The sequence below is a fragment of the Burkholderia sp. MSMB1835 genome (genome assembly GCF_001526365.1).
In the GTDB taxonomy this organism is placed as follows: domain Bacteria; phylum Pseudomonadota; class Gammaproteobacteria; order Burkholderiales; family Burkholderiaceae; genus Burkholderia.
The window spans coordinates 169,785-192,879 of record NZ_LOYP01000004.1 but is presented as its reverse complement, the minus strand read 5'-3'; the positions used below and the strand labels follow the sequence as shown (position 1 = coordinate 192,879).

The following is a 23,095-nucleotide window of genomic DNA, read 5'->3' as shown; positions in this document are numbered from 1 at the left end:
GTGTCGCCCCCGCGCTCAGTAGTAGCCGCGCGGCCGCAGCGGCTCGACGCCGCCGACGTTGCTCATGTAGGCCTTCCACTGGTCGACGAGCGCGCCGATCACCGACGGGTTCTGCGCGGACACGTCGGTCGTCTCGCCGCGATCCGACGCGAGGTCGTACAGCTGCCAGTGACCGTCGAGCGGCCCGAGCGGCGGCTCGGTCCACAGCGCCTTCCAGCGGCCGTCGGCGCTGCGCAGGTACGCGCGGCCATACGCTTCGTCGCCGAACGGCGTCGTGTGCACTTCGCCCGTCGCCGAGCCCGTGAGCACCGGCAGCAGCGACTGGCCCGTGACCGGATACACGTAGCGGTTGTTGTAGACGACCTTGCCCTTGTTCTGGTCGACGCCCGTCAGCGTGTTGACGAGCGGCGGCGCCGGCTGCGACGGCGGCGTGACGCCCGCAACCGCGAGGAACGTCGCCGTGTTGTCGGTCACGTGCGTGAACGCGCGCAGCGTCGGCAACGGCTGCGACTGGCCCGGCAGGTGCACGATCGTCGGCGTCGATACGCCGCCTTCGCCCGAATAGCCCTTCGTGAGCCGGAACGGCGCCGCGCTCACTTCGGCCCAGCGCAGCCCGTACTGCAGGCGCTGCGCATTCTGCTTGCCGTTGTCGGTGCCGAGCGCCGAATAGGTCGGCTCCTGCGCGTTCGCGGTATCGGTCGCGGTCGGGTCGGCGCCGGAATCGATCGGCCAGCCTTCCGCGCCGTTGTCGGACTGGAACATGACGAACGTGTTGTCGTATTCGCCGATGTCCTTCAGATGCTGGATCAGGCGTCCGATGTTGTAGTCGAGGTTCTCGACCATCCCCGCGTAGATTTCCATGTAGCGCGCCTGCGCCCGGCGCTCGGCCGGCGACAGGCTCGACCACAGCTTGTCGACCTTGCCGGGGCCGTAGTCGACGTAGCCGTCCGCGGCCGAATGCACGGCGCTGACGTACTTCGCGCCGGCCTTGCCGTCGTTCGCGGTCGCGGGCGATGCGGCCGTCGTCTCCGGCAGCCCGTCGAACGGTTTGAAATCGGCGGGAATCAGGCCGAGCGCCTTCTGTCGGGCAATCCGCGCGTTGCGGATCGCATCGTAGCCGGCGTCGTACACGCCCGCGTACTTGTGCAGCCACGGATCGGGCACCTGCAGCGGCCAGTGCGGCGACGTGTAGGCCGCGTAGGCGAAGAACGGCTTGCCGTCCTGCTTGTTCGCATCGATGTACGAGATCAGCTTCTGCGTATAGAAATCGGTCGAATAGAACACGGCCGGGTTGCCGCCCGCGCCGCCCGGCTGCCCGGGCTGGCCGGGCTGCACGTAGCGGCCGTCTTCCGCGTAGTTCGACGAGCCGGCCGGTTCGTGCGCGAAGTGGTTCGTCGCCGCGCCGCCGAGCAACACGTAGCTGCGCTCGAAGCCCCACTGGTCGGGTGTCTGCCCACTACCCGTCGTACTCCCGACGATCCCCGAGCCGATGTGCCACTTGCCCGCGATATACGTGTGATAGCCGGCGTCCTTCAGCAGTTGCGCGAACGACAGCGCGCGGTCGTTCAGATAGCCCTCGTAGCCGGGCAGCCCGCGCCGTTCGTCGGTCGGCACGCCCATCGTGCCTTCGCCGACGAGATGGTGATCCGTGCCGGACACCAGCATCGCGCGCGTGATCGCGCAGACGGTACCCGTGTGGTGGTTCGACAGGATGCGGCCGGACGCGACGAGCGCGTCGAGGTTCGGCGTGTCGATTTCGCCGCCGAACGCATGGATGTCGGAATAGCCGAGATCGTCGGCCATGATGTACAGGATGTTCGGGCGCTTGGCCGACGGCGTCGCGCTGGCCTGCGGCGGCGGATCGCCGTCGACGCCGCCGCACGATGCGAGCGACACCGCGCCGGCAATCGCGGCGCAGACGACACGGAAACGAAAGGCATGCAACGGCGACGCGGACTTTTTCATTGTTGCGGAACGCTCGATCTACGGGATCGGCGATCTTAGCGTCGCGCGCGCGGCGCCCAAAGTCGGATTCGTCACATGCTAACGGAGTGGAGGAATATGAGTCCTCGATCGGATAATGAATATCGGCGCCAGCACATGCATGCATCTATCGACGAATGCTGAAATCGCGGATACGTAATCGCGACGAAAGCAACAAGCGACAAGAGAGCCGATGGCTTCGCCAATCCCGATCTCACCACGCCAACCCGAAAACGATGTTCAAAACCGCGGAAATACTGAAAATTCTCTCGACCTGCGAACCCTACCGACCTGCGAAGGGCCTGTCGATGGAGCGAACCAAGAAACTGGCATGGCTCCTGCTGGCGTCAGGCGGTGTTTGCTTCCTGTTGCTTGCGTCGCTAGCGCTCTGGTACAAGTTGGCGCCGGTTGCGTGGTTGCGCTACCCTGCCTTCGCACTCTATGTGCTGACGATGCTTCTAAGCCTGCTTTCCCTCATCGTCGAACCCATCGCAGGTATCGTACAGATGTTTCGATGGAAACAAGAGACCTTGAACACCATCACACATGAGGTGGAGATCGACGAGAAGAACGCGCAGCGACTGATCAGCTATGACGACCGCGCTCTCGAGTATGCTCGGCACTGCCTTCAGCTCAAGGTAAAACGCCTCGACACTCGCGTCGCCTCGGTCTTCGGAGGGGGAACGGCGGTATATGCTTTACTCGCCGTGACGATCGCAAATATAAAGGATGCGGGCGGATTACCCTGGTTGCAGAACACGATGGTCACCGGGCTCGTTCCCGGCAACTTCATGAACACCACCATCGCCTTCGGTATTGCGCTGGTCTTCGGCATGTCCGTCGGCTCAATGGTGCTGAAGGTCGTACAGTCGCGTTACACATATCAACTCGAGCTGATCGAGTCGGCTTTGTTGCGTAAATCGTTTGAGACATCGAACAAAAACGACGAACATCGGTAACGCCGCGAAGCGCCTCATCCGGAAGCGGGGTAACGCGTTCACATACGCTCACCCCGCCCGCCCCGCCGCGACCGGCATCGCACGTCGCGACGCAATCCGCAGCGCGAGCACGCCGCCCGCCAGCAAGGCGACTGCGACGAGCAGCAGCGCGAGGTCGTACGAATGCGTGACGTCCTTGATCCGCCCCATCACGGGCGGCAGCGCGAGGCCGGCAATATTCGCGACCGCGTTGATCAGCGCGATCGAAGCGGCGGCCGTGAGGCCCGACACATACTCGGTCGTCACGGCCCAGAACACGGGCGTCGCGGCCCAGTTGAAGCCGACCGCGAGCACCAGCAGCGCATACGCGACAGGCAGCACCGGTGTATAGATCGCCGCGACCAGCAACGCGCCGGCCATCAGCATCGGCACGCCGAGATGCAACGCGCGTTCGCCGCCGAGATCCGAATGCCGGCCGTTCAGATACATCGCGACACACGCGAACAGGAACGGCAGCGCGGACAGACTGCCGACCGCGAAGCTCGATTGCCCCGACAGGCTCTTCACGAGCAGTGGCAGGAACAGCGTGAGGCCGATCGTGCCGAACGCCTGCAGCAGCCAGAACGCGGCGAGTGCCCATACCTTGCCATCGCCGAACGCGCGCCGCAGCGCGACGCCGTGCGACAGGTGCTCGCGCGGCGCGCTGTCGCGCAGCGTCGCTTCGAGCCACGCGCGCTCGTCGGCCGGCAGCCAACGCGCGTGCGCGGGCGTGTCGGGCAGGCGGCGCAGCACGACGAAGCCGAGCAGCAGCGCGGGCACACCTTCGAGCAGGAACAGCCAGCGCCAGCCTTCGACGCCGAGCATGCCGTTCAGGTTCAGCAGCGCGCCGGACAACGGCAACCCGATCACCGAAGCGAGCGTCGCGCCGATATAGAAGAACGACATCGCGCGCGCACGATCGCTCTGCGGATACCACGCCGACAAGTAGTAGATGATGCCCGGCGTGAAGCCCGCCTCGGCCGCGCCGAGCAGCAGGCGCATCGCGTAGAGTTGCCCCGGCGTATGGACAGCGCTCATCGCGGCCGCGACGAGGCCCCACGTGATCATGATCCGAGCGATCCAGCGGCGCGCGCCGACACGCGCGAGGAACAGGTTGCTCGGCACCTCGAACAGGATGTAGGTCACGTAGAACAATCCCGCGCCGAGCCCGTACATTTCGGCGCTGAGGCCGAGGTCGGCGTTCATTTGCAGCGCCGCGACCGAGATGTTCGAGCGGTCGATATACGCGACGAGGTACAGCAGCATCAGGAACGGAATCAGGCGCAGGTTCAGGCGCCGCATCGTGACGGCGTGCAACTGCGGGGCGGCGGCGGTCATCGGCTTGTCTCCTGGATCGTCTCGCGGGACGGTATGGCCGCCGCGCGCACGGCGGCGGCATCGTCGTGCCGAGTGAAGCGCGGCGTCATGCAAGCCAGTCTAGGCGCCGCGCGAAATTCGCGTCAATTATCGGGACGTCGTCTCGGTATGTGAGAGGCCAGCGAAAGCCCGTCAGCCGGTGCGTTCAGTCACGCATCACGAGAAACAGCCATGCCGCCTGCGCCATGCAGGGTCATGCGAGCACGCGATTCGTCTCGCCGAGCGCCACCAGCGCAATCGGCACGGGCACGGTCGTGGGCGAAAGCGGGAAGAACGACGCCGACACGCGAGACGCTGCGCCGTATCGCACCATCACGAGCAACAGCGAGATCGCGATCGGCGAATGGCAGATCACGAGGTATGCGAGCGGCGACGCGGCGCGCGCTGCCCGTCTCCGCCATCCGACGCCAGCAGCCGCGGGATCTCGTCGACCAGCGCATCGACGACGACGCGCACCTTCGACGGCACGTGCCGCGACTTCGGCCGCACCGCGAACACCTCCGCGCCCGACACGCTGTTGCTGTCCATCACCAGCGCGAGCCGGCCGTCGCGCAGGTACGGCGCCATCAGCCAGCACGGCAGCCATGCGAGGCCCGCGCCGGCGGCGGCGGCCTCCGCGATCGCCTGCAGGTCGTCGAACCGCAGGCGCCCGGCCGCGCGGTGGTCGTGCACCTGGCCGTCCGCGCCGATGATCCGCCACGGCACCGGCTGCCCGCCGCGCGAGTACGCGATGCCGACGTGCGACGCGAGTTCGTCGAGCCCCGACGGTCGGCCATGCCGGTCGAGATACGCGGGCGATGCGCAGATGCCCATGCGCTGCACGCCCAGCCGCCGGCCGACGAGCGCACTCGTATCGGCCAGCTCGCCGATGCGCACCGCGATGTCGAAGCCGTCGTCGATCAGGTCGGCCACGCGGTCGCTGAACGACACGTCGATTTCGAGCCGCGGATGACGCTCGACGAGACGCCGCATGACCGGAGCCACGCATTGGCGCCCGAACAGCACGGGCACGCTGATGCGCAGCCGTCCGGACGGCTCGCGCCGGCCCGCGTCGAGCGCGGCCTCCGTTTCGCCGAGTTCGGCCAGCAACCGCCGGCATTGTTCGTAATAGACGCTCCCTTCGTCGGTCAGGTTGAGCTGGCGGGTCGTGCGCTGCAGCAGCCGCACGCCGAGACGGTGCTCGAGCCGTGCGACGACCTTCGCGACCGCCGAACGCGTGACGCCGACGCGCAGCGCCGCCGCCGCGAAGCTGCCCGACTCCACGACCTCGACGAATTCCGCGACGCCTCTCAGCCGCTCGTCCATGTGATTCCGCTCCGGTTCGTTCGCAGGTTTGTGTCCCGCATGGAAACAGTACGTGGCCAAACTCTCGCCAATGCGTCCCCATACGCAACACTATGATAGTCCCGTCCCCCTCGAACCAGGAGTCGAACATGCATGCATGGCAACTGAAACCGGGCGACGGCGTCGCCGGGCTCCGCCGCATCGACGCGGCCCGCCGGCCGGTCGGGCCGACCGACGTCGTCGTGAAGATCCACTCGGCCGGGCTGAACTATCGCGACCTGATGTTCGCGCGCGGCGATTATCTCGGCATCGGCGACGCGCCGTTGATTCCCGTGGCCGACGGCGCGGGCGAAGTCGTCGAAACCGGCCGCGACGTCACGCGCTTCAAGCCCGGCGATCGCGTGATCAACACGTATTTCCCGCGCTGGATCGACGGGCCGCCCACGCCGGCGAAAGTCTCCGGCTCGCCCGGCGCGCAATTCGACGGCGTGCTGGCCGAACACTTCGTGTCCGACGAAACCGCGCTGGTCGCGATTCCCGCGCATCTCGACTACGACAAGGCGGCGACGCTGTCGTGCGCGGGCGTGACCGCATGGAATGCGCTGTTCGCCGACGGCGGCGCAGGCCCCGGCTCGACCGTCGTGCTGCTCGGCACCGGCGGCGTATCGATCGTCGCGCTGCAGCTCGCGCATGCGGCGGGGCTGCGGACGATCGTCACGTCGTCGAGCGACGCGAAGCTCGAACGCGCGCGTGCACTCGGTGCGGATGCAACGATCAACTATCGCGCGACGCCCGAATGGCAGCATGAAGTGCTGCGGCTCACCGACGGCGCGGGTGCGGATCTCGTCGTCGAGGTCGGCGGACGCGACACGCTGCCGCGCTCGGTCGCCGCGACGAAGCTGGGCGGCATCGTGTCGGTGATCGGCGGCCTCAGCAGCTTCGGCGGCCCCGAACTCGGGCTGCTGTCGCTGATCGGCGGCATCCGGCGGCTTCACGGGATCATGGTCGGCAGCCGCGCGATGCTCGACGACGTCGTCCGTCTCGTCGACGCGAAGCGGATCCGGCCCGTCGTCGATCGCGTGTTCGGCTTCGACGAAGCGCCGGAAGCTTATGCGTACCTGCAGTCGGGCCAGCATTTCGGCAAGGTCGTGATTCGCGTCGCGGCGTGACGGGGGAAAGCGGCGCGATGCGCGGTCGCGCACGCACGTCGGCGGCGACGGACGACGAGTCGTCCGCCGTCCGTCGCCGCCCGCTTGACCGCACGCCGTCAGAACCGGTGACGAATCCCCGTATGCACCATCAGTTGCTTCGACGTCGACGACAGGTCCGCTGCGCCGGGGATGAGCGCCTGATCGAGCGACGAACCCGTCGCGTCGCCCGCAACCCGCTGATACGCGCCCATCAGGTACACGTCCGTCCGCTTCGACAGGTTGTAGTCGGCCATCAGCCCGATCGAATGAATCTTCGGCTTCGCGCTGCCCGTCGTCGCGTCGTAGCGCACCGTCGTGTACACGTACTGCGCGCCGACGAAGCACGCCGGCGTGAACTGGTATTTGCCGTTCAGCTCGAAGTTCTGGTACTTGATCGCCGTCACCGTGCCGCCGGCGAGCGGCCCCGTCACGGGCGCGATCGTCTCGTCGCCGAACAGGTAGCCGACGTTCGCGGTCGGACGCGTGACGTTGCTGTTCGTGTACGCGAAGCCGACCGTCGCGGGCCCGGCCGTGTAGTTGATCCCCGCCCCGAAGATTCGCAGCCGCGCCGACGCGAAGTTCGCATCGGCGCCGACCGAACCCGCACCCGCGACCGCGCCGCCGGACGTCGCGCCGGGGTCGTTCGCGTTCAGGAACGCCGCGCCGACCAGCAGCCCGCCGTGCTCGTACTGCGCGCCGACGCTCCACGCCCGGTTGTTCGCGAAGCCCGTGTCGTTGCCGAAGCTGTAGGTGCCGCCGAACGAGAAGCCCGAGAAATCCGGGCTCGCGTACTTGATCGTGTTGTCGACGCGGAACGTGTTGCCCGTGTTGTCGTTATCGAGCGGATGCGAGAACGGATAGACGCCCCAGCTCCCGTTCGCGGTCGTCGGCGCGAGATAGTCGACCACCGAATCGTATTGCCGGCCGAGCGTCAGCGTGCCGTAGCGCGTGCTGCCGAGTCCGACGTAAGCCTGCCGCCCGAACATGCGGCCGCCCTGCGCGAGCGTGCCGGCGTTCACGTTGAAGCCGCTCTCGATCTGGAACAGCGCGCTGTAGCCACCGCCGAGATCCTCGGCGCCCTTCAGCCCCCAGCGGCTGCCCTGCGCGAAGCCGCTCGCCATCTGCCACGCACGGTGGCCGCCGACATTATTCGTATAGTCGATACCCGCGTCGACCAGACCGTAGAGCGTGACGCTGCCCTGCGCGAATGCAGGCGCTGCGCACAGCGCCGGAATCGCGACGAAAAAAATTCTCCAGTTCATTCGTTATCCTTATTCGTTTTCCGGGCCTGCACGTGAATGTCCGCGCGATTCGCAGGCCGTGCAGGCGGTCATTCCCCGCATCCGGCGCGCGGTCGATCGCGCGCCGTCTCCTCACGTGCGGCGCGCCGACAGCACGCCGCGCGGCTCACTTCGCGCCGTAGATGTCGAAATCGAAATACTTCCGGTTGATCCGCCGATACGTGCCGTTCGCGAGAATCGTCGCGAGCGCGCGATTGAACGCGTCGCGCAAGTCGGTGTCCTGCTTGCGCAGACCGAGCCCGTCGCCCTGCCCGAAGTACTTCGTGTCGTCGATCGCTTCACCGGCGAATGCAAAGTCCTTGCCCTGCGGCTTCTTCAGGAACCCGTCGCTGGCCGCAATCGATGCCTGGAACGCCGCGTCGAGCCGCCCCGTCACGAGATCCGCGTAGACCTGGTCCTGGTTCGGGTAGGACACGATCTGCACGCCGGTGCGCTGCCAGTTCGCGATCGCATAGTCGGCCTGCGCGGAGCCCTGCTCGACGCCGATCCGCTTGCCCTTCAGCGATTCGGCCGTCGGCAGCAGCGGCGAACCCTTGCGCGCGATCAGCCGCGCAGGCGCGTTCGAGATCCGGTTCGTGAACGCGATCTGCTGCATTCGCTTCGGCGTGATCGTCATCGACGACGCGATCACGTCGAACTTGCGCGCGAGCAGCCCGGGGATCATCCCGTCGAAACTCGACTCGACCCACACGCAGCGCGCCTTCAGTTCCGCGCACAGTGCATTCGTGATGTCGATCCCGAACCCGGTCAGCGTGCCGTCCGGCAGCTTGTACTCGAGCGGCGGGTAGGTCGGATCGACCGCGAGCCGGATCTCCTTGCCCGCCCAATCGCCCGCATGTGCGGCCCCTGCCGCCAGCGCCATCGAGAGCGCCGCCATCCACTGCTTCATTGCCGTCTCCTTATGTAGATCGTGAATCGAATTCGTCCCGCGCGTCGGGTGCCGGTTCGCCGCGTGCGCAGCATGCGCCGCGTCACGCGAGATATCGCTCCGCCAGCGCAACCCAATAGCTCGCGCCCGTCGCGAGACATGCATCGTTGAAGTCGTAGCCGGGGTGGTGCAGCCCGCATCCGGTCGCGCCATCGCCGTTGCCGTCGCCGTTGCCGATCGACAGGTAGCTGCCCGGGCACGCGTTCAGCATGAACGCGAAGTCCTCGCTCGCCGCGATCGGCCGCAGCTGCGGAATCAGCGCGCCGTCGCCGCCCCATTCGCGCGCGACGTCGCGAGCGAATGCCGTTTCCGCCGCGTGATTGACGAGCACCGGATAGGTGTGCCGGTAGTCGATCTCGGCCGTCGCGCCATAACTCGCGGCCTGCCCGTGCACGATCTCGCAAATGCGCCGCTCGAGCAGCGCGCGCACGTCCGGCGACAGCGCGCGCACGCTCAGTTCGAGCTCGGCGTGCGGCGGAATCACGTTCGACGCGGCGCCCGCATGGATCGCGCCCACCGTGACGATCGCCAGCTCCTGCGGATTCACGTTGCGCGACACGATCGTCTGCAGCGCCATCACGATCGATGCGCAGACCACCACCGGATCGACCGTCGTGTGCGGCGCGGCGCCGTGCCCGCCGCGGCCCGTCACGCGCACGCGCACCTCGTCGGCCGACGCCATCGCCGGGCCGTCGCAGAAGCCGAGCACGCCGGCCGGCAACCCCGGCACGTTGTGCATCGCGAACACCGCGTCGCACGGAAACCGCGTGAACAGCCCGTCGTCGAGCATGCGCTTCGCGCCGCCGAGCCCTTCCTCCGCCGGCTGGAAGATCAGGTTCAGCGTGCCCGTGAAACGCGCACGCGCCGCGATGCAGCACGCGGCGGCGAGCAGCATCGCCGTATGGCCGTCGTGGCCGCACGCGTGCATCACGCCGTCGTGCCGGCTCGCATGCGGCAGCCCGGTCGTCTCCCGGATCGGCAACGCGTCCATGTCCGCGCGCAACCCGAGCCGCTTGCCGGCGCCGCGCGCCAGCGTGCCGACCACGCCGGTGCCGCCGAGGCCGCGCTCCACCCGATAACCCCATGTTGTCAGGTGCTCGGCGACGAGATCGCCGGTCGCGCGCTCCTCGAAGCCGAGCTCGGGATGCGCGTGCAGCCGGCGGCGCAGCGCGATCATCTCGGCTTCGATCGCTGCCATTTCGGGAAAAATTCGTGTTTGGCCCAATCCCGATACTCCTTCGCTACGTTCCGGTTGCCGATCGCCGGAGGGCGGATCGTGACGGGATCGTATGCAGCGAAAATCCGGGCGAACAGCCGCGGTTTCGTTATGATGACAACCTTTCGTTGTCGGGTATCGCACCATGAAACTGCATCAGTTGCAGGCGCTCGTCGCGAGCGCGGAGGCCGGCAGCATCCGGGGCGCGGCGCGCATGCTCGGGCTGTCGCAGGCGGCCGTCACGCGCGCGTTGCGCGAGCTGGAGGCCAGCGAGCGCCTGCCGCTGCTCGTGCGCGCGCCGGAGGGCATCGGTTTTACCGAATACGGGAAAACCTTGCTCACGCACGCGAAGCTGGTGCTGAAGCAACTGGAGCACGCGCAGAGCGATCTCGAACGGCTGCGCGGGCGCGTCGAGGGGCGGCTGAGCGTCGGCGTCACGCCATGGCTCACCATGACGTTCCTCGCGGAAACGGTGCTGCGTTTTCGAGAACGGATGCCCGACGTGCGTCTCGAACTCTACGAAGCGTTGATCGCCGTCGCGCAACCGCTGCTGCGCGACGGCACCATGGATTTCGCGCTCGGGCACGTGCAGCCGGGCAGCGCGCAGGAGTTCGCGTTCGAGCCGATGCTGCGTTACGAGACCTCGGTGATGGTGCGCGCCGGCCACCCGCGCGAACGCGCGCGATCGATCCACGATCTGCTCGACAACGATTGGGTGCTGAATTTCGCGGCGGACGGCCAGGCGGCGCTCGTCGACTACCTGTTCACGCGCCACGGCGCGCAGATCGACGAGCGGCGCATCGTGCGCGCGCAATCGGTGGCGATGCTGCAGACGATGCTCGAGCAGGCCGACATGTGCACGTGGTGCCCGACGATTCTCGCCGCCGTGCCGCCGTTCGGCGAGCGAATGCGCGCGCTGTCGCTGAAGGAGACCTTCGAGCCGCGCGAGCTCGGCATCGTCACGCGCCGCAGCAGCACGCTGAGCGAGGCCGCGCGCTGCTTCATCGACTGCCTGCTGCAGGTCGTCCGGCGGCACGCGCGCTCCGCGCGCAAGGACGATCTCGCGCTGTTCAAGACCGTGTCGCTGCTGATCTGACGCGCCCGCGTCGCGCGTTGCGCGTTGCGTCCGGCGACGGTCTCCATGCGGCGGAGCCGGCGCCGCTCCCAAAGCGCATTCGCGCAAATGCTTTTCCGAATCCGTTATTGGATCGCGCCGGCGCGCATTTCTATACTCGTCAGCACTCTCTGTTAAAGAGTGCCAGCCCATTTCGACAGAACAGCACAGGACGAAAATATGAGCCTACGCCCCTTGCACGATCGCGTGATCGTGAAGCGACTCGATCAGGAAACCACCACCGCATCGGGCATCGTGATTCCCGACAGCGCGGCCGAAAAACCCGACCAGGGCGAAGTGATCGCCGTCGGCCCCGGCCGCAAGGATGCGGACGGCCAGCGCATCGTGCCGGACCTGCAGGTCGGCGAGCGCGTGCTGTTCGGCAAGTACGCGGGGCAAGCCGTCAAGGTAGACGGCAACGAGTTTCTCGTGCTGCGCGAGGAAGACATCGTCGCGGTCGTCAATCAATAACGGAGCACAATCATGGCAGCGAAGGAAATCATTTTCAGCGACGTCGCACGTGCGAAGCTGACCGAAGGCGTGAACATTCTCGCGAACGCGGTGAAGGTCACGCTCGGGCCGAAAGGCCGCAACGTCGTGCTCGAACGCAGCTTCGGCGCGCCCGTCGTCACGAAGGACGGCGTGTCGGTCGCGAAGGAAATCGAACTCGCGGACAAGCTGCAGAACATCGGCGCGCAACTCGTGAAGGAAGTCGCGTCGCGCACCAGCGACGCGGCCGGCGACGGCACGACGACGGCCACCGTGCTCGCGCAGGCGATCGTCCGCGAAGGCCAGAAATACGTCGCGGCCGGGCTCAATCCGCTCGACCTGAAGCGCGGCATCGACAAGGCCGTCGCCTCGGCCGTCGACGAATTGAAGAAGATCAGCAAGCCGACCACCACCAGCAAGGAAATCGCGCAGGTGGCGACGATTTCCGCGAACGGCGAGGAGTCGATCGGCCAGCGCATTGCCGAAGCGATCGACCGCGTCGGCAAGGAAGGCGTGATCACCGTCGAGGACGGCAAGTCGCTCGCCGACGAGCTCGACGTCGTCGAGGGGCTGCAATTCGACCGCGGTTACCTGTCGCCGTATTTCATCAACAATCCGGACAAGCAGATCGCCGAGATCGAAAGCCCGTACATCCTCCTGCACGACAAGAAGATCTCGAACATCCGCGACCTGCTGCCGGTGCTCGAACAGGTCGCCAAGTCGGGTCGACCGCTGCTGATCATCGCGGAAGACGTCGAAGGCGAAGCGCTCGCGACGCTCGTCGTGAACAACATCCGCGGCATCCTGAAGACGGTCGCGGTCAAGGCGCCGGGCTTCGGCGATCGCCGCAAGGCGCTGCTCGAGGACATCGCGATTCTCACCGGCGGCCAGGTGATCGCCGAGGAGACCGGCCTGACGCTCGAGAAGGCCACGCTCGCCGACCTGGGCCAGGCGAAGCGCATCGAGGTCGGCAAGGAAAACACCACCGTGATCGACGGCGCGGGCGATGCGAAGAACATCGAAGCGCGCGTGAAGCAGATCCGCGTGCAGATCGACGAGGCGACGTCCGACTACGACCGCGAGAAGCTGCAGGAACGCGTCGCGAAGCTCGCGGGCGGCGTGGCGGTGATTAAGGTCGGCGGCGCGACCGAAATCGAGGTGAAGGAGAAGAAGGATCGCGTCGACGACGCGCTGCACGCGACGCGCGCGGCCGTGGAAGAAGGCATCGTGCCGGGCGGCGGCGTCGCACTGATCCGCGTGCGGCAGGCGATCCGCGAGCTGAAGGGCGCGAATGCCGATCAGGACGCGGGCATCAAGATCGTGCTGCGCGCGCTGGAAGAACCGCTGCGCCAGATCGTCGCGAATGCGGGCGAGGAAGCGAGCGTCGTCGTCGCGAAGGTCGCCGAAGGCACGGGCAACTTCGGGTACAACGCGCAGACGGGCGAGTACGGCGACCTCGTCGAATCGGGCGTGCTCGATCCGACCAAGGTCACGCGCACCGCGCTGCAGAACGCGGCGTCGGTGGCCGGACTGCTGCTGACGACCGATGCGACCGTGTTCGAAGCGCCGAAGGATGCGGCGCCGGCTGCCGCACCGGGCGGCCCGGGCGCGGGCGGGCCGGGATTCGATTTCTGACGCCGCGGCAGCGTGCGCGCCGGTTCGCCGGCGTGCGCGGCCTGGCTGGATCCTGCGACGCGTGGCGACAGAGGTCGTTACGCTTCGTTCGCAGACGCGTGGCCGGCCTGACCGGCTCGCTGCCTTTCATGCAGGTGCTGCACGGGCAGACCGTCGCCACCGTCGACGGATGTGCCGCAAGCGACGCCCGTGCGCGCCGCGCCTTCGCGCAGGAGGTCGCGCTGCTCGGGCGCACCGAAATTCATCCTGTCGTTATCCGAAACATTCCGGCCGCGTCCGCCACGCAATCGTTCCACGTCGTGCACGCCGCCACGGCCTCTTCGCGCAACGCACGGGCACCGTCACGCCGGTGATGCCGTCCGAAATCCGTCGCCACGTTTCCGACCGGTTGGCATGAAAACGCTTGCGGCGGCCCGCGAAGGCCGCCGCAAGCGGGTCAGTCAACATCGACATCCACATCGACGCCAACGTCAGCGTCGCGCCGCCAGTCTCCTGACGACGCTCACCAGCGCATCGACTTCATCGCACGTGTTGTAGAACGCGAGCGACGGCCGCACCGTGGCCTCGAGCCCGAAGCGCCGCAGAATCGGTTGCGCACAGTGATGCCCCGAGCGCACGGCGATTCCCTCCTCGTTCAGCGCCTGCCCGACTTCCTCGGTTTCGTAGCCCTTCAGCACGAACGACAGCACGCTCGCCTTGTCGCGCGCGGTGCCGACGAGCCGCACGCCCGGCACCGGCGCCAGCACGCTCGTTGCGTACGCAAGCAAATCGTGCTCGTAGCGCGCGATGTTCTCGATGCCGACGCGGCTCACGTAGTCGAGCGCCGCGCCGAGCCCCACCGCGTCCGCGATGTTGCCGGTGCCGGCTTCGAAGCGATTCGGCGGCGGCTGGAACACCGTGCGCTCGAACGTCACGTCCGCGATCATGTTGCCGCCTCCCTGCCACGGCGGCATGTCGTCGAGAATCGCACGCTTGCCGTACACGACGCCGATCCCGGTCGGCCCGTAGATCTTGTGCCCGGAGAACACGAAGAAATCCGCGTCGAGCGCCTGCACGTCCACACGCATGTGCGAGATCGACTGCGCGCCGTCGACCAGCGCCTTCGCACCGGCGCGATGCGCGAGCTCGACGATCTCCTTCACCGGCACGACCGTGCCGAGCGCGTTCGACACCTGCGTGACGGACACGATCTTCGTGCGATCGTTGAGCAGCTTCCGATATTCGTCGAGCAATACCTGCCCCGAATCGTCGACCGGAATCACGCGCAGCGTCGCGCCCTTCTGCGCGGCGAGCTGCTGCCACGGCACGATGTTCGCGTGATGCTCGAGATGCGACACGACGATCTCGTCGCCTTCGCCGACGTTCTGCACGCCCCACGTCTTCGCGATCAGATTGATCGCCTCGGTCGTGCCCCGCACGAACACGATCTCGTCGGGCGACGATGCGCCGATGAAGCGCTGCACCGTTTCCCGTGCATGCTCGTACGCATCCGTCGCACGGCCGGCCAGTGCATGCGCCGCGCGATGGATGTTCGAGTTCTCGTGTGCATAGAAGTACGCGAGGCGGTCGATCACGGCCTGCGGCTTGTGCGTCGTCGCCGCGTTGTCGAACCAGACGAGTTGCTTGCCGTTCACGCGCTCCTGCAGGATCGGGAAATCGCGGCGGATCGCGTTCACGTCGAACGGCGGATGGGCACCGCGATGCAGCTGGCCTTGCGGTGCGGCTGCCTGCGCATCGTCGATGAAGTAGCGCGGCGCGTCGGTGCCGGATGCATGCGACACCGGCACGTCGCGCTGCACGGCGAGCAGCGCGCGCAGCGCGTCGTCGCCCGGCAACCCGAATGCTTCCGGCGACGCGAGCCCGTTCGACGGCACGACGATGTCCTGCGGCGTCGCCTGCCAGCCCTGCAGCGAACCGTCGGTGAAGTAGTACGGCGACGCCTTCGCCGCGCCTTCCGGTGCGGCGGCGCTCACTTGCGGTACGCCGAGCGCCGCCCCGCCGGCCCGCGGTTCGAGCGCGGGCGCGATCGACACGACGTTGTCGGGCAACCCGTTCTGCGCGGCCGCATGCGGCGCGAGCGCCGGTGCGCGGTTGCCGAGCGACAACACGTGCGTCGGCGCAGATGGCGCGAGATTCGTGCCGGGCGCCTTGCCCTGCGGCAGCGCGAGCCCCGGCACACCGGTGCCCGCCCCGCCCGGGCCTGCGAGCGGCGAGCCGCCCGGCACCGGGTTGCTGACGGACGCGAGGATCGGCGCCGCCGCCGGCAACGCCGACGGCACGCCGCCGACCGCGCCGCTGCCCGCCGACAGCCCGGGCGCGGTGGCCTGCCCGGGCGGCGTCGCGAAGAACTCGGACGCGAGCCGCGCGAGCGTCGCCGGGTCGGGCAGCCCGGCCGGCAGCGACGCATGCGGCAACCCGTGCGCGTCCCCGCCGGCCAGGCCGGGATTAACGGTAGGTGTCGGGATAGTCATGGTACTTGGCGATTTCGACGTCATCGAGGACAGCCAGCGCATCCGGCGAATGGACCGCGAGCGAGCAATACAGCGAGATCAGGTACGACGCGATCGCCTGATTGTTGATCCCCATGAAGCGCACCGACAGCCCCGGCCCCTGCTCGCCCGCGACGCCCGGCTGATACAGGCCGACGACGCCCTGGCGCTTGTCGCCGACGCGCAGCAGCAGGATCTTGGTCTTGCCGTCCGCGACCGGCACCTTGTCCGACGGAATCAGCGGAATGCCGCGCCACGTGAGGAACTGCGAGCCGAACAGGCTGACCGTCGGCGGCGGCACCCCGCGCCGCGTGCATTCGCGGCCGAACGCGGCGATCGCGAGCGGGTGCGTGAGGAAGAAGGCCGGCTCCTTCCACACCTTCGTCAGCAGCTCGTCGAGATCGTCCGGCGTCGGCGCGCCCGTCAGCGGGAAGATCCGCTGTTCGTCGGTCACGTTCGCGAGCAGCCCGTAGTCGGGATTGTTGATCAGCTGGCTTTCCTGCAGCTCCTTGATCGTCTCGATCGTCAGGCGCAGCTGCTCCTTGATCTGGTCGTGAGGACTACTGTAAAGATCGGAAATCCGCGTATGCACGTCGAGCACCGTGCTCACCGCGTTCAGGAAGTATTCACGCGGCTGTTCCTCGTACGGCACGAAGGTCTGCGGCAACACGCTTTCGTCCTCGAGCTGCGTGCACGCGGCGCGCACGGCTTCCGGGTTCTTCACCTGGTTCAGGCGGTAGATGCCGGCCTCGACCGGCACCCATTGCAGCAGATGGGTCAGCCAGCGCGGCGTGATCGTGGAAAGCTGAGGGACGGTCTTGGTAGCGTTCGCTAGTTGGCGGGCGGCGTGATCGCTCAGCGCGGCCGTGCCGCTTGCAACGGTCGACATGTGTGGCTCCGGGTTCTTAAGATGAAAAACAGGATTGCTTATGACGCTCGGTGATTATCGGAAACCCGCCCCTGCCGGCTCAACATGCTATAGCCGTCAGGTCGTGCAACCGAAGGGGGAAACGATGCGGGGCAACCTCAGGTGACGTATGCGGCCGGCAGCAGCGTCGAGATCGACACGTCGAACGCGCGGGCGATCTTGTCGGCCGTGACGATCGACGCGATCGCCTCGCCGCGCTCGATCTCGCCGACGTACGAGCGGTTCAGCCCCGCATGCTCGGCCAGTTGCTCCTGCGACCACGTGCGCGCTTCGCGCAGCTTGCGCACGTTGGCGCCGAAGTGATGGATGAGGTCGCTCATCGCGCCTCCTAGGCGACGCGCGCCGCCGTGCGCGGCGCGGCGTTCGCTTCGCTGCGCAGCACGGCCTGCGTGACGTTTTCGCCGGCCGGCACGTCTTGCGTGAGCCACACGTTGCCGCCGATCACCGCTCCCCGCCCGATCGTCACGCGGCCGAGGATCGTTGCGCCCGCATAGATCACGACGTCGTCCTCGACGATCGGGTGGCGCGCGAGCCCTTTCTCCAGATGGCCGGCCGCATCGCGCGGGAAGCGCTTCGCGCCGAGCGTGACGGCCTGGTACACGCGCACGCGCTCGCCGATGATCGCCGTCTCGCCGATCACGACGCCCGTGCCGTGGTCGATGAAGAAGCCCGCGCCGATGCGCGCGCCCGGATGAATGTCGATGCCCGTCTCCGCATGCGCCTGCTCGGCGATGATCCGCGCGAGCAGCGGCAGGCCGAGCCCGTACAGTTCGTGCGCGAGCCGGTGGTGGATCATCGCGAGGATGCCCGGATAGCACAGCAGCACCTCGTCGACGCTGCCGGCCGCCGGATCGCCGTGGAAGGCCGCCAGCACGTCGCTGTCGAGCAGCCGGCGAATCTCCGGCAAGCGCGCGGCGAATGCCTGCACGGCCGTCGACGCGACTTCATCGATGCGATCGGGCGGTGGCCCGTCGGCATTGCGCTGACGCGCGGCGTAGCGCAATTCGAGCGTCACCTGCGCGAGCAGCGCATTCAGCGCCGAATCGAGCGCATGGGCCACGTGGAAGTTCTCGCTTTCCTGCCGCAGATCGGGCGGCCCGAGCCGCATCGGGAACAGCACGCCCTTCAGCGCGCCGACGATCTGCGCGAGCGCTTCTCGCGCCGGCAAATCGCGCCCGCCCGGTTCGAGCGAGCGCCGCTGCTTTTCGCGCCATGCGCGGCGCACCGTCTGCAGCGATTGAACGATGTCGTCGATGTCGAATGCGGCCATCCTGCTTTCTCCCCGTCACGGCCGTGAATCAATCCTGCGCCCACGGCAGGCCGCGAAAGCGCCAGCCGTTGCGGCCGCCGCGATGCTGCCGTTCGTCGAGATCGCCCTCGAAGCCTTCGAGCACATTGAAAACCTGCGTGAACCCGCCCTTCGCCGCGGCCTCGGCCGCCTGCGCCGAACGGTTGCCGCTGCGGCACAGCAACAGCACGACCGCGTCCTTGCCGGTCTTCGCTTCCAGTTCGCGCACGAAGCGCGGGTTGCGCGTCAGGCTCGTGCCGGTCGCCCACGGCACGTGCAGCGACTCCGGCACGTGGCCGACGAATTTCCGCTCCTCGGCCGTGCGCACGTCCACCAGCAATGCGTCGCCCGCCGAGAACAGCGCCCACGCGGCTTCCGGCGCGACGCCGCCCGCATAGGGCGTGCCGGCCGCCACGGCTGCCGCGCGCGCGTCTTCGAGCGCCTGCTGCGCAGCGGTTCGTTCTTGCAGTTCAACCGTCATGACACTTCCTTGTTCTCGCAAATTCGTATGAACAAAACACCGGGAATGCGGCTGTTGCAGCTTGCATGCTGTCTATAGCCGTCAGCACCACTATGCGAGTGCGGTCGGGGAAGCAGAACCAATAAAAATTCATTTCCTAATCAGCGCCGCGGGGAATGCAATGGCGGACGCGCGCTATCGATGTGCGGTCGCTGGTGGGCTGGAAATGGAAGGCGATGACCGTTCGATGTCGTGCATCGAAGCGTTTTAAAAGGCCGGATGGACCAAACCGTCATCTCGTGTTCGAGGCAATGGAATGGACAGCTCACGCTCCGTGAGTTGCGGCGGTGGCAGGGGTAAGGACGGGTTCGATCGCGAAGGCGAACGTTCACGGGCCGACGCCGTCAAGATGCCCGACGGCAATATCGATTCCGGATAAATCAAGCCGGGCTGACCGGCTCTGTAGCGCCACGCAGACCCGCGGGTGCTCACCCGCGCTGCAACGTTTGCTGAACCAGCGAAAGCAGCCAGAGTACAAGCCAGATTCGCGCGAGATACATCCACAGACGATGCCTCACATTCGGAGCACAAATCCAGGCAGTGCGTACCCACGCGGCGATCAATACGAGTTGCGCACAGAGCGGCGGTACCAAGTAGATCTTCGGCGTCGACAGATCGACCATGTGCCGGACACAGACGTTGATCAGAAACACGGCCACTCTGGTGGGAATACCGAGTCCCCACCAGACTTTCCAGAGAGGCTCATTTCCGGCCCATGCATTTTTCAGCATTGATATCTCCACGATCGGTAACGGATGGCCCACCCCGGGGCTGCCTCTTGCATCGCACCGGCCAACGAATTGCGCCCCCCCTGCGCCAGATGCCCGACAGGGGGCTTCCGCAAATGGCTCTTTGCTTTTACATGTCTCGCTCAGAATTGCGCCGTAAGCTGAAACCCAAGTGTGACGCGCGCGGTCTCGAATCCGGAAGGCTTGTACACCGGGGTGCCTGCAAAGAAATCGTAGGCATATGCGCCGTAGCGCGTCGCGACGCTGCCCTTCACGCCGATCACTGCTCCGGCGAGCTGCGTGCCGACCAAGGCGACCGGTTCCGGTCCCCATACGCGGCCGTAGTCCAGCCCGGCATAGGCCGCGAGCCCGGTCTGCGCGATCGGGATCTGCAACTCGTTGCGCCAGTAGAAACCGCGTGATGCTGCCAGCAGCGTTTCGCCGTCGAAGCCGCGTACGGTGTAGCGGCTGCCGATCGTGACACTGTCGAGGTACGACACCGTGTTGCCTGTGTACTGACCATGAAAGGTCGTCACATATTTGAACGGCTGCGTACCGATGACGAACGGTGTCGACAGATTCGCATCGAGCACGACCATCTTGAATCTGTAAGTCTGTCCACCCTCCGCCGCGAACATGCTGTCGGTCGAGCCAAGCCATCCGAGCCCTTGGCGATAGGCAAGCGAACCGTCGAACTGCGACGAGCCGAAATAGTGCCGGTCGTTGAGCCCGAATTCGACAAAGGTCGCGTTCTGGTGCGACGACGGTATCGTCGTGCCTTCGATGTAGCTGTCGCCGAAACGGCGAATCAGCCGAACCTGTGCACCGAACACGTCGTTCCGGCTGCGCGTCAACACGCGATTGAGCCTGAAGTCGACCGTCTTCATGTTGCCGCTGGCGACGAACGTCTGGTTCACGGCCGCGAGCGGTTGAAAGTACGTGCTGGTATAGGCCGATAGCGTACCGGTCCAGTAGCCCCAAGGAACCGAGTAGAACGCGTTCCAGCCGTGCGAGCCGAAGCGCTTGTCGCCAAACTCCAGGTCCTGGTTGAAACCGACGTTGAAGATGTCGTTCAGGCCCAGCGGGTTATCGATGCCAAGCGATACGTTGCCTTGCAGTTTGCCGGTCGCGCGCGTGCCGGAGTTGTCGATGGACGCCACGACGGTCCATGGTTTGCCGCGCTTCACGTCGAGGACGACGTCGCTTTCGCCAGGCATGTCGCCCGGTGCGATCCGCATCGACACATCCTGACTTGAGACGCGCTTCATCTGCTCGAGCCCTTGTTCGATGTCGCGCAGGTTCAACACGTCGCCGTCGCGAGTCGGGAATGCGGTCTTCCACGTTCCGCGTAACTTCTCGTCCTCGAAACGCACGTGGCGGATCACGCCCGGAATCAGGGCAAGCTTCAATGTGCCGGTGGACAAATCCTGCTCTGGAACGAGCACGCGAGTGGTGATGTAGCCGCGTGCGAGGATGGCTTGTGATAGTCCTTTTACGATCAGGTCGACGCCTTGCTTACCGACGCATTGGCCGGCGTAGTGCGCGAGCCAGTCGCGTGCGAAGGCGAAGCGATCCAGCGGCAAGGCTGATGCGCCTTGCGCCTTTGACGCGGCCGGTAACGAGTCGGGCACGTCGAGCGCGAAGCTATCGATTCGAAAGCACGGCGTCTCGGTCGGCAGCACCGGATAGGCTTCCGGGCGCGGCACGTCCGAGCGCACTCCCGGCGCTTGTACAGTGGCGTCTCGCTGCTGCGCGTCACGGCGCTGCTGCACCTGCTGATTCTGTTCCGCGTTCGCACGGGCAGCAGCGGCTTGATCGGTTGGAGACGGCGCCTGTTGTGCCTGCGCAGCAAGCGTAATCAAGGCGGTAATTGGCAAAACCGCAAACCGCGTAGCCGCAGTCATTTAATATATAAATCAAAAAATATTTACCGATCACACAACGATGGGCGCAGGTGATTTCGCGCGCACAACCCCAATCAAGTCAATAACATTCGTTTCGAGAATGGACATGCAACCCTCCTTTCCACCGTTCGGCGCCCATATCATGGACGCCGCAACGAGTGGTGTCATGCGTGTGAAAGCGGTAGTTCTCACCTTCGGTATTCGTTATCTTGCAAAATTAGTATCGCCCCACCATTAAATTCATCGGCAAGAATCTTGGAAACCATCGGTATTAAATCAGCCGAATTTTTATCATTCAATGAAACCAAAAAGAACGACTCCGCCACCAACCCATGCTCGGCCGCGATTTCTTTGAGCGAAAAATCGGCATCCCGAACAGGAGAAATCAAAAACTTCCCCTCAAATAACTCAGAGTGATTCGAGCGAATTTTATTGAGATCAGACTCTGCAGCACCACGATCGATTGAGAGATAGCAAAACAAGTCAATTGACACTTAATTCCCCTTTGACTTTATGATGGCGACATTACCAAGTTTGTCAATAACGATCACTTTCCCGAGACCCGGGATAGGATAGCTGTTAATTTGCGCCTCAATCGCGGCGGGAGATGCGGAGCTATCTGCCAAATTGACAACAATATTGCTTGCTTGTCCACTACTTACTTTGTTTGAAATTGTCGCGGCAATATTTCTTACATTCCCAGTGGCAGGAGCATAGTTATCGAAGACTTGGACTTGGCCATTGATGGTGTAGTCATGATATTTGGGGCCAGGGACCTCAGGATTCTGGACGACATCATATCCCTTATTTTCCAAAGTGACAGCACTTTGATTTTCGCGTATGAGCGAACGGGTAGTCGCCTCGTCAGATAACGGCGAAATTTGTGTCAGCTTGTCTGATAAAGAGCCTGTCGCGCCAGGGTTTGGGGTCTTTGTAACAGTTCCGCTTTGCGATCCTTGCGTCGAATCACTGGTGACTGAATAATTGTAAGCGTGCACCGTTAATCCCACGGTAACGTTCTCACTTATCCAGCTATCTTTCCACTCCGCCATTTTAAACTTACAACCATCTCACCTAAAAAATCTCAATGATAGGTTCCACCTGACGTCCAGCCATCCAAAATTCTTTGCAGGAATTGATTCTCAGAGGAAGAAATTACTCGATCACGAAATCTTACCTCGATCTTGCCCGAAATATATTCAACAACTACGCCAGACGGCAAGGCCAAAAATGGGACAACCCTTGGAGAATTCACCGCCACCTCAAACAAGGAGGAGAATTTTCCCTCGCCGCTGTTATTAGCGCACTCAACAAAAAGCCAACCTGAATCGCCTTTCTGCGGCGAATCCCGGTTTATAACAAATTCTCGACACGATCCGAACCCTGGAGAAACAATCCCCCTCTCCAATAAGGACGGGAAATCCGGCTCAACATTCAACTGAGCGCACACCTCTCTTTGCAAATACAAATCCTTGAAAGTCTTATCTATCGAAAACACCCAATTTATTGGCATGCGACGGAAATCCGGCTCCCATAGCTCCAAATCACCACGATCGTCTTCTTTCAACATCAAGATCATCCAGCCAAACTGGATAGTCTGACCAGCATTGAACGTCGCCCCCTTCTGGATCTCGCCCTCAAAATACTCAAACAGATCATTTATCATGAACTCAAAATCGCCATCCAGCGACGCCACAAAATTTGGATGACCATACCTTTTGTCAAAATTCGATCTAAAAATCAT

At 65.0% G+C, this 23,095-nt stretch carries 22 protein-coding genes and 1 pseudogene; 6 read left to right on the top strand and 17 right to left on the bottom strand.

The genetic code is table 11. From position 1 onward, the window contains the following. Window positions 1–15: 15 nt before the first annotated feature. Window positions 16–1,965 carry an arylsulfatase gene (locus tag WS96_RS02595; protein WP_059830411.1) on the bottom strand — a complete coding sequence of 650 codons (1,950 nt, stop codon included), beginning with the start codon at window positions 1,963–1,965 and terminating at the stop codon, window positions 16–18. 254 nt (window positions 1,966–2,219) lie between these two features. On the opposite strand from WS96_RS02595, the gene WS96_RS02590 reads away from it, so the two are divergent. After that, window positions 2,220–2,942 (top strand): hypothetical protein, encoded by a 723-nt coding sequence (locus WS96_RS02590; RefSeq protein ID WP_059830410.1) that lies wholly within the window; start codon window positions 2,220–2,222, stop codon window positions 2,940–2,942. Between the two features lie 48 nt (window positions 2,943–2,990). Here the strand turns inward: WS96_RS02590 and WS96_RS02585 are convergent, their stop codons facing one another. The 3 genes from WS96_RS02585 to WS96_RS02580 all read right to left on the bottom strand — a co-directional run bounded on the left by WS96_RS02585 (window position 2,991) and on the right by WS96_RS02580 (window position 5,642). Continuing rightward, window positions 2,991–4,298 (bottom strand): MFS transporter, encoded by a 1,308-nt coding sequence (locus WS96_RS02585; protein WP_059830408.1) that lies wholly within the window; start codon window positions 4,296–4,298, stop codon window positions 2,991–2,993. A gap of 232 nt (window positions 4,299–4,530) precedes the next feature. Then, window positions 4,531–4,692, bottom strand: coding sequence for a hypothetical protein (locus tag WS96_RS31715; RefSeq protein ID WP_373557839.1), 162 nt, complete (start codon window positions 4,690–4,692; stop codon window positions 4,531–4,533). Continuing rightward, window positions 4,689–5,642 carry a LysR substrate-binding domain-containing protein gene (locus tag WS96_RS02580; RefSeq protein ID WP_059830407.1) on the bottom strand — a complete coding sequence of 318 codons (954 nt, stop codon included), beginning with the start codon at window positions 5,640–5,642 and terminating at the stop codon, window positions 4,689–4,691. The genes WS96_RS31715 and WS96_RS02580 overlap by 4 nt, the downstream gene beginning before the upstream one ends. 128 nt (window positions 5,643–5,770) lie before the next feature. Between WS96_RS02580 and WS96_RS02575 the strand changes: the two genes are divergently transcribed. Beyond that, window positions 5,771–6,790, top strand: a complete 1,020-nt coding sequence (locus tag WS96_RS02575) for a zinc-dependent alcohol dehydrogenase family protein (RefSeq protein ID WP_059830405.1) — start codon at window positions 5,771–5,773, stop codon at window positions 6,788–6,790. A 98-nt stretch (window positions 6,791–6,888) separates the two neighbouring features. On the opposite strand, the gene WS96_RS02570 is transcribed toward WS96_RS02575, so the two are convergent. From WS96_RS02570 to WS96_RS02560, 3 genes are all read right to left on the bottom strand, one after another. Next, window positions 6,889–8,073 carry a porin gene (locus tag WS96_RS02570; RefSeq protein WP_059830404.1) on the bottom strand — a complete coding sequence of 395 codons (1,185 nt, stop codon included), beginning with the start codon at window positions 8,071–8,073 and terminating at the stop codon, window positions 6,889–6,891. A gap of 145 nt (window positions 8,074–8,218) precedes the next feature. Continuing rightward, entirely contained in the window at window positions 8,219–9,001 is a 783-nt protein-coding gene (locus WS96_RS02565; RefSeq protein WP_059830402.1) for an ABC transporter substrate-binding protein, read from the bottom strand. 82 nt (window positions 9,002–9,083) lie between these two features. Further along, window positions 9,084–10,238, bottom strand: coding sequence for a M20 aminoacylase family protein (locus tag WS96_RS02560; RefSeq protein ID WP_373557838.1), 1,155 nt, complete (start codon window positions 10,236–10,238; stop codon window positions 9,084–9,086). 163 nt (window positions 10,239–10,401) lie between these two features. Here WS96_RS02560 and WS96_RS02555 point away from each other — a divergent pair, with 163 nt between their 5' ends. The 4 genes from WS96_RS02555 to WS96_RS33500 all read left to right on the top strand — a co-directional run bounded on the left by WS96_RS02555 (window position 10,402) and on the right by WS96_RS33500 (window position 13,847). Continuing rightward, window positions 10,402–11,352 carry a LysR substrate-binding domain-containing protein gene (locus tag WS96_RS02555; protein ID WP_059784646.1) on the top strand — a complete coding sequence of 317 codons (951 nt, stop codon included), beginning with the start codon at window positions 10,402–10,404 and terminating at the stop codon, window positions 11,350–11,352. A gap of 198 nt (window positions 11,353–11,550) precedes the next feature. After that, window positions 11,551–11,841, top strand: a complete 291-nt coding sequence (locus WS96_RS02550) for a co-chaperone GroES (protein ID WP_011356207.1) — start codon at window positions 11,551–11,553, stop codon at window positions 11,839–11,841. Between the two features lie 12 nt (window positions 11,842–11,853). Beyond that, window positions 11,854–13,494 carry a chaperonin GroEL gene (groL, locus tag WS96_RS02545; protein ID WP_059830400.1) on the top strand — a complete coding sequence of 547 codons (1,641 nt, stop codon included), beginning with the start codon at window positions 11,854–11,856 and terminating at the stop codon, window positions 13,492–13,494. 98 nt (window positions 13,495–13,592) lie between these two features. Next, the gene (locus WS96_RS33500; protein ID WP_156443558.1) at window positions 13,593–13,847 is read left to right on the top strand and encodes a hypothetical protein; all 255 of its coding nucleotides are present in this window, start codon (window positions 13,593–13,595) and stop codon (window positions 13,845–13,847) included. Between the two features lie 117 nt (window positions 13,848–13,964). Here WS96_RS33500 and WS96_RS02540 read toward each other — a convergent pair whose 3' ends face one another. From WS96_RS02540 to WS96_RS33490, 10 genes and pseudogenes are all read right to left on the bottom strand, one after another. Then, window positions 13,965–15,965 carry a family 2A encapsulin nanocompartment cargo protein cysteine desulfurase gene (locus WS96_RS02540; protein ID WP_059830398.1) on the bottom strand — a complete coding sequence of 667 codons (2,001 nt, stop codon included), beginning with the start codon at window positions 15,963–15,965 and terminating at the stop codon, window positions 13,965–13,967. After that, a complete protein-coding gene (locus WS96_RS02535) occupies window positions 15,940–16,872 on the bottom strand; it encodes a family 2A encapsulin nanocompartment shell protein (protein ID WP_034205507.1) in 933 nt (310 codons plus the stop codon). The genes WS96_RS02540 and WS96_RS02535 overlap by 26 nt, the downstream gene beginning before the upstream one ends. A 137-nt stretch (window positions 16,873–17,009) precedes the next feature. Beyond that, entirely contained in the window at window positions 17,010–17,231 is a 222-nt protein-coding gene (locus tag WS96_RS02530; protein ID WP_034205508.1) for a helix-turn-helix domain-containing protein, read from the bottom strand. Between the two features lie 8 nt (window positions 17,232–17,239). Further along, a complete protein-coding gene (gene epsC / locus WS96_RS02525) occupies window positions 17,240–18,181 on the bottom strand; it encodes a serine O-acetyltransferase EpsC (RefSeq protein WP_059830396.1) in 942 nt (313 codons plus the stop codon). Between the two features lie 28 nt (window positions 18,182–18,209). Further along, on the bottom strand, window positions 18,210–18,680 hold the full coding sequence (locus tag WS96_RS02520; RefSeq protein ID WP_059830394.1) for a rhodanese-like domain-containing protein: 471 nt from the start codon (window positions 18,678–18,680) through the stop codon (window positions 18,210–18,212). 467 nt (window positions 18,681–19,147) lie between these two features. Continuing rightward, window positions 19,148–19,450, bottom strand: a complete 303-nt coding sequence (locus WS96_RS02515) for a hypothetical protein (RefSeq protein ID WP_082720172.1) — start codon at window positions 19,448–19,450, stop codon at window positions 19,148–19,150. Window positions 19,451–19,590: 140 nt separating this feature from the next. Then, complete coding sequence (locus tag WS96_RS02510) at window positions 19,591–21,351, bottom strand: ShlB/FhaC/HecB family hemolysin secretion/activation protein (RefSeq protein WP_059830391.1); 1,761 nt, start codon at window positions 21,349–21,351, stop codon at window positions 19,591–19,593. 188 nt (window positions 21,352–21,539) lie between these two features. Then, window positions 21,540–21,845, bottom strand: a complete 306-nt coding sequence (cdiI2, locus tag WS96_RS33495; protein ID WP_156443557.1) for a toxin-immunity protein system imunity protein CdiI2 — start codon at window positions 21,843–21,845, stop codon at window positions 21,540–21,542. Continuing rightward, window positions 21,846–22,319, bottom strand: a pseudogene (locus WS96_RS31710) (hypothetical protein); the annotation flags it as partial. Between the two features lie 116 nt (window positions 22,320–22,435). Beyond that, on the bottom strand, window positions 22,436–23,095 hold the full coding sequence (locus WS96_RS33490) for an immunity protein Imm33 domain-containing protein (RefSeq protein WP_156443556.1): 660 nt from the start codon (window positions 23,093–23,095) through the stop codon (window positions 22,436–22,438).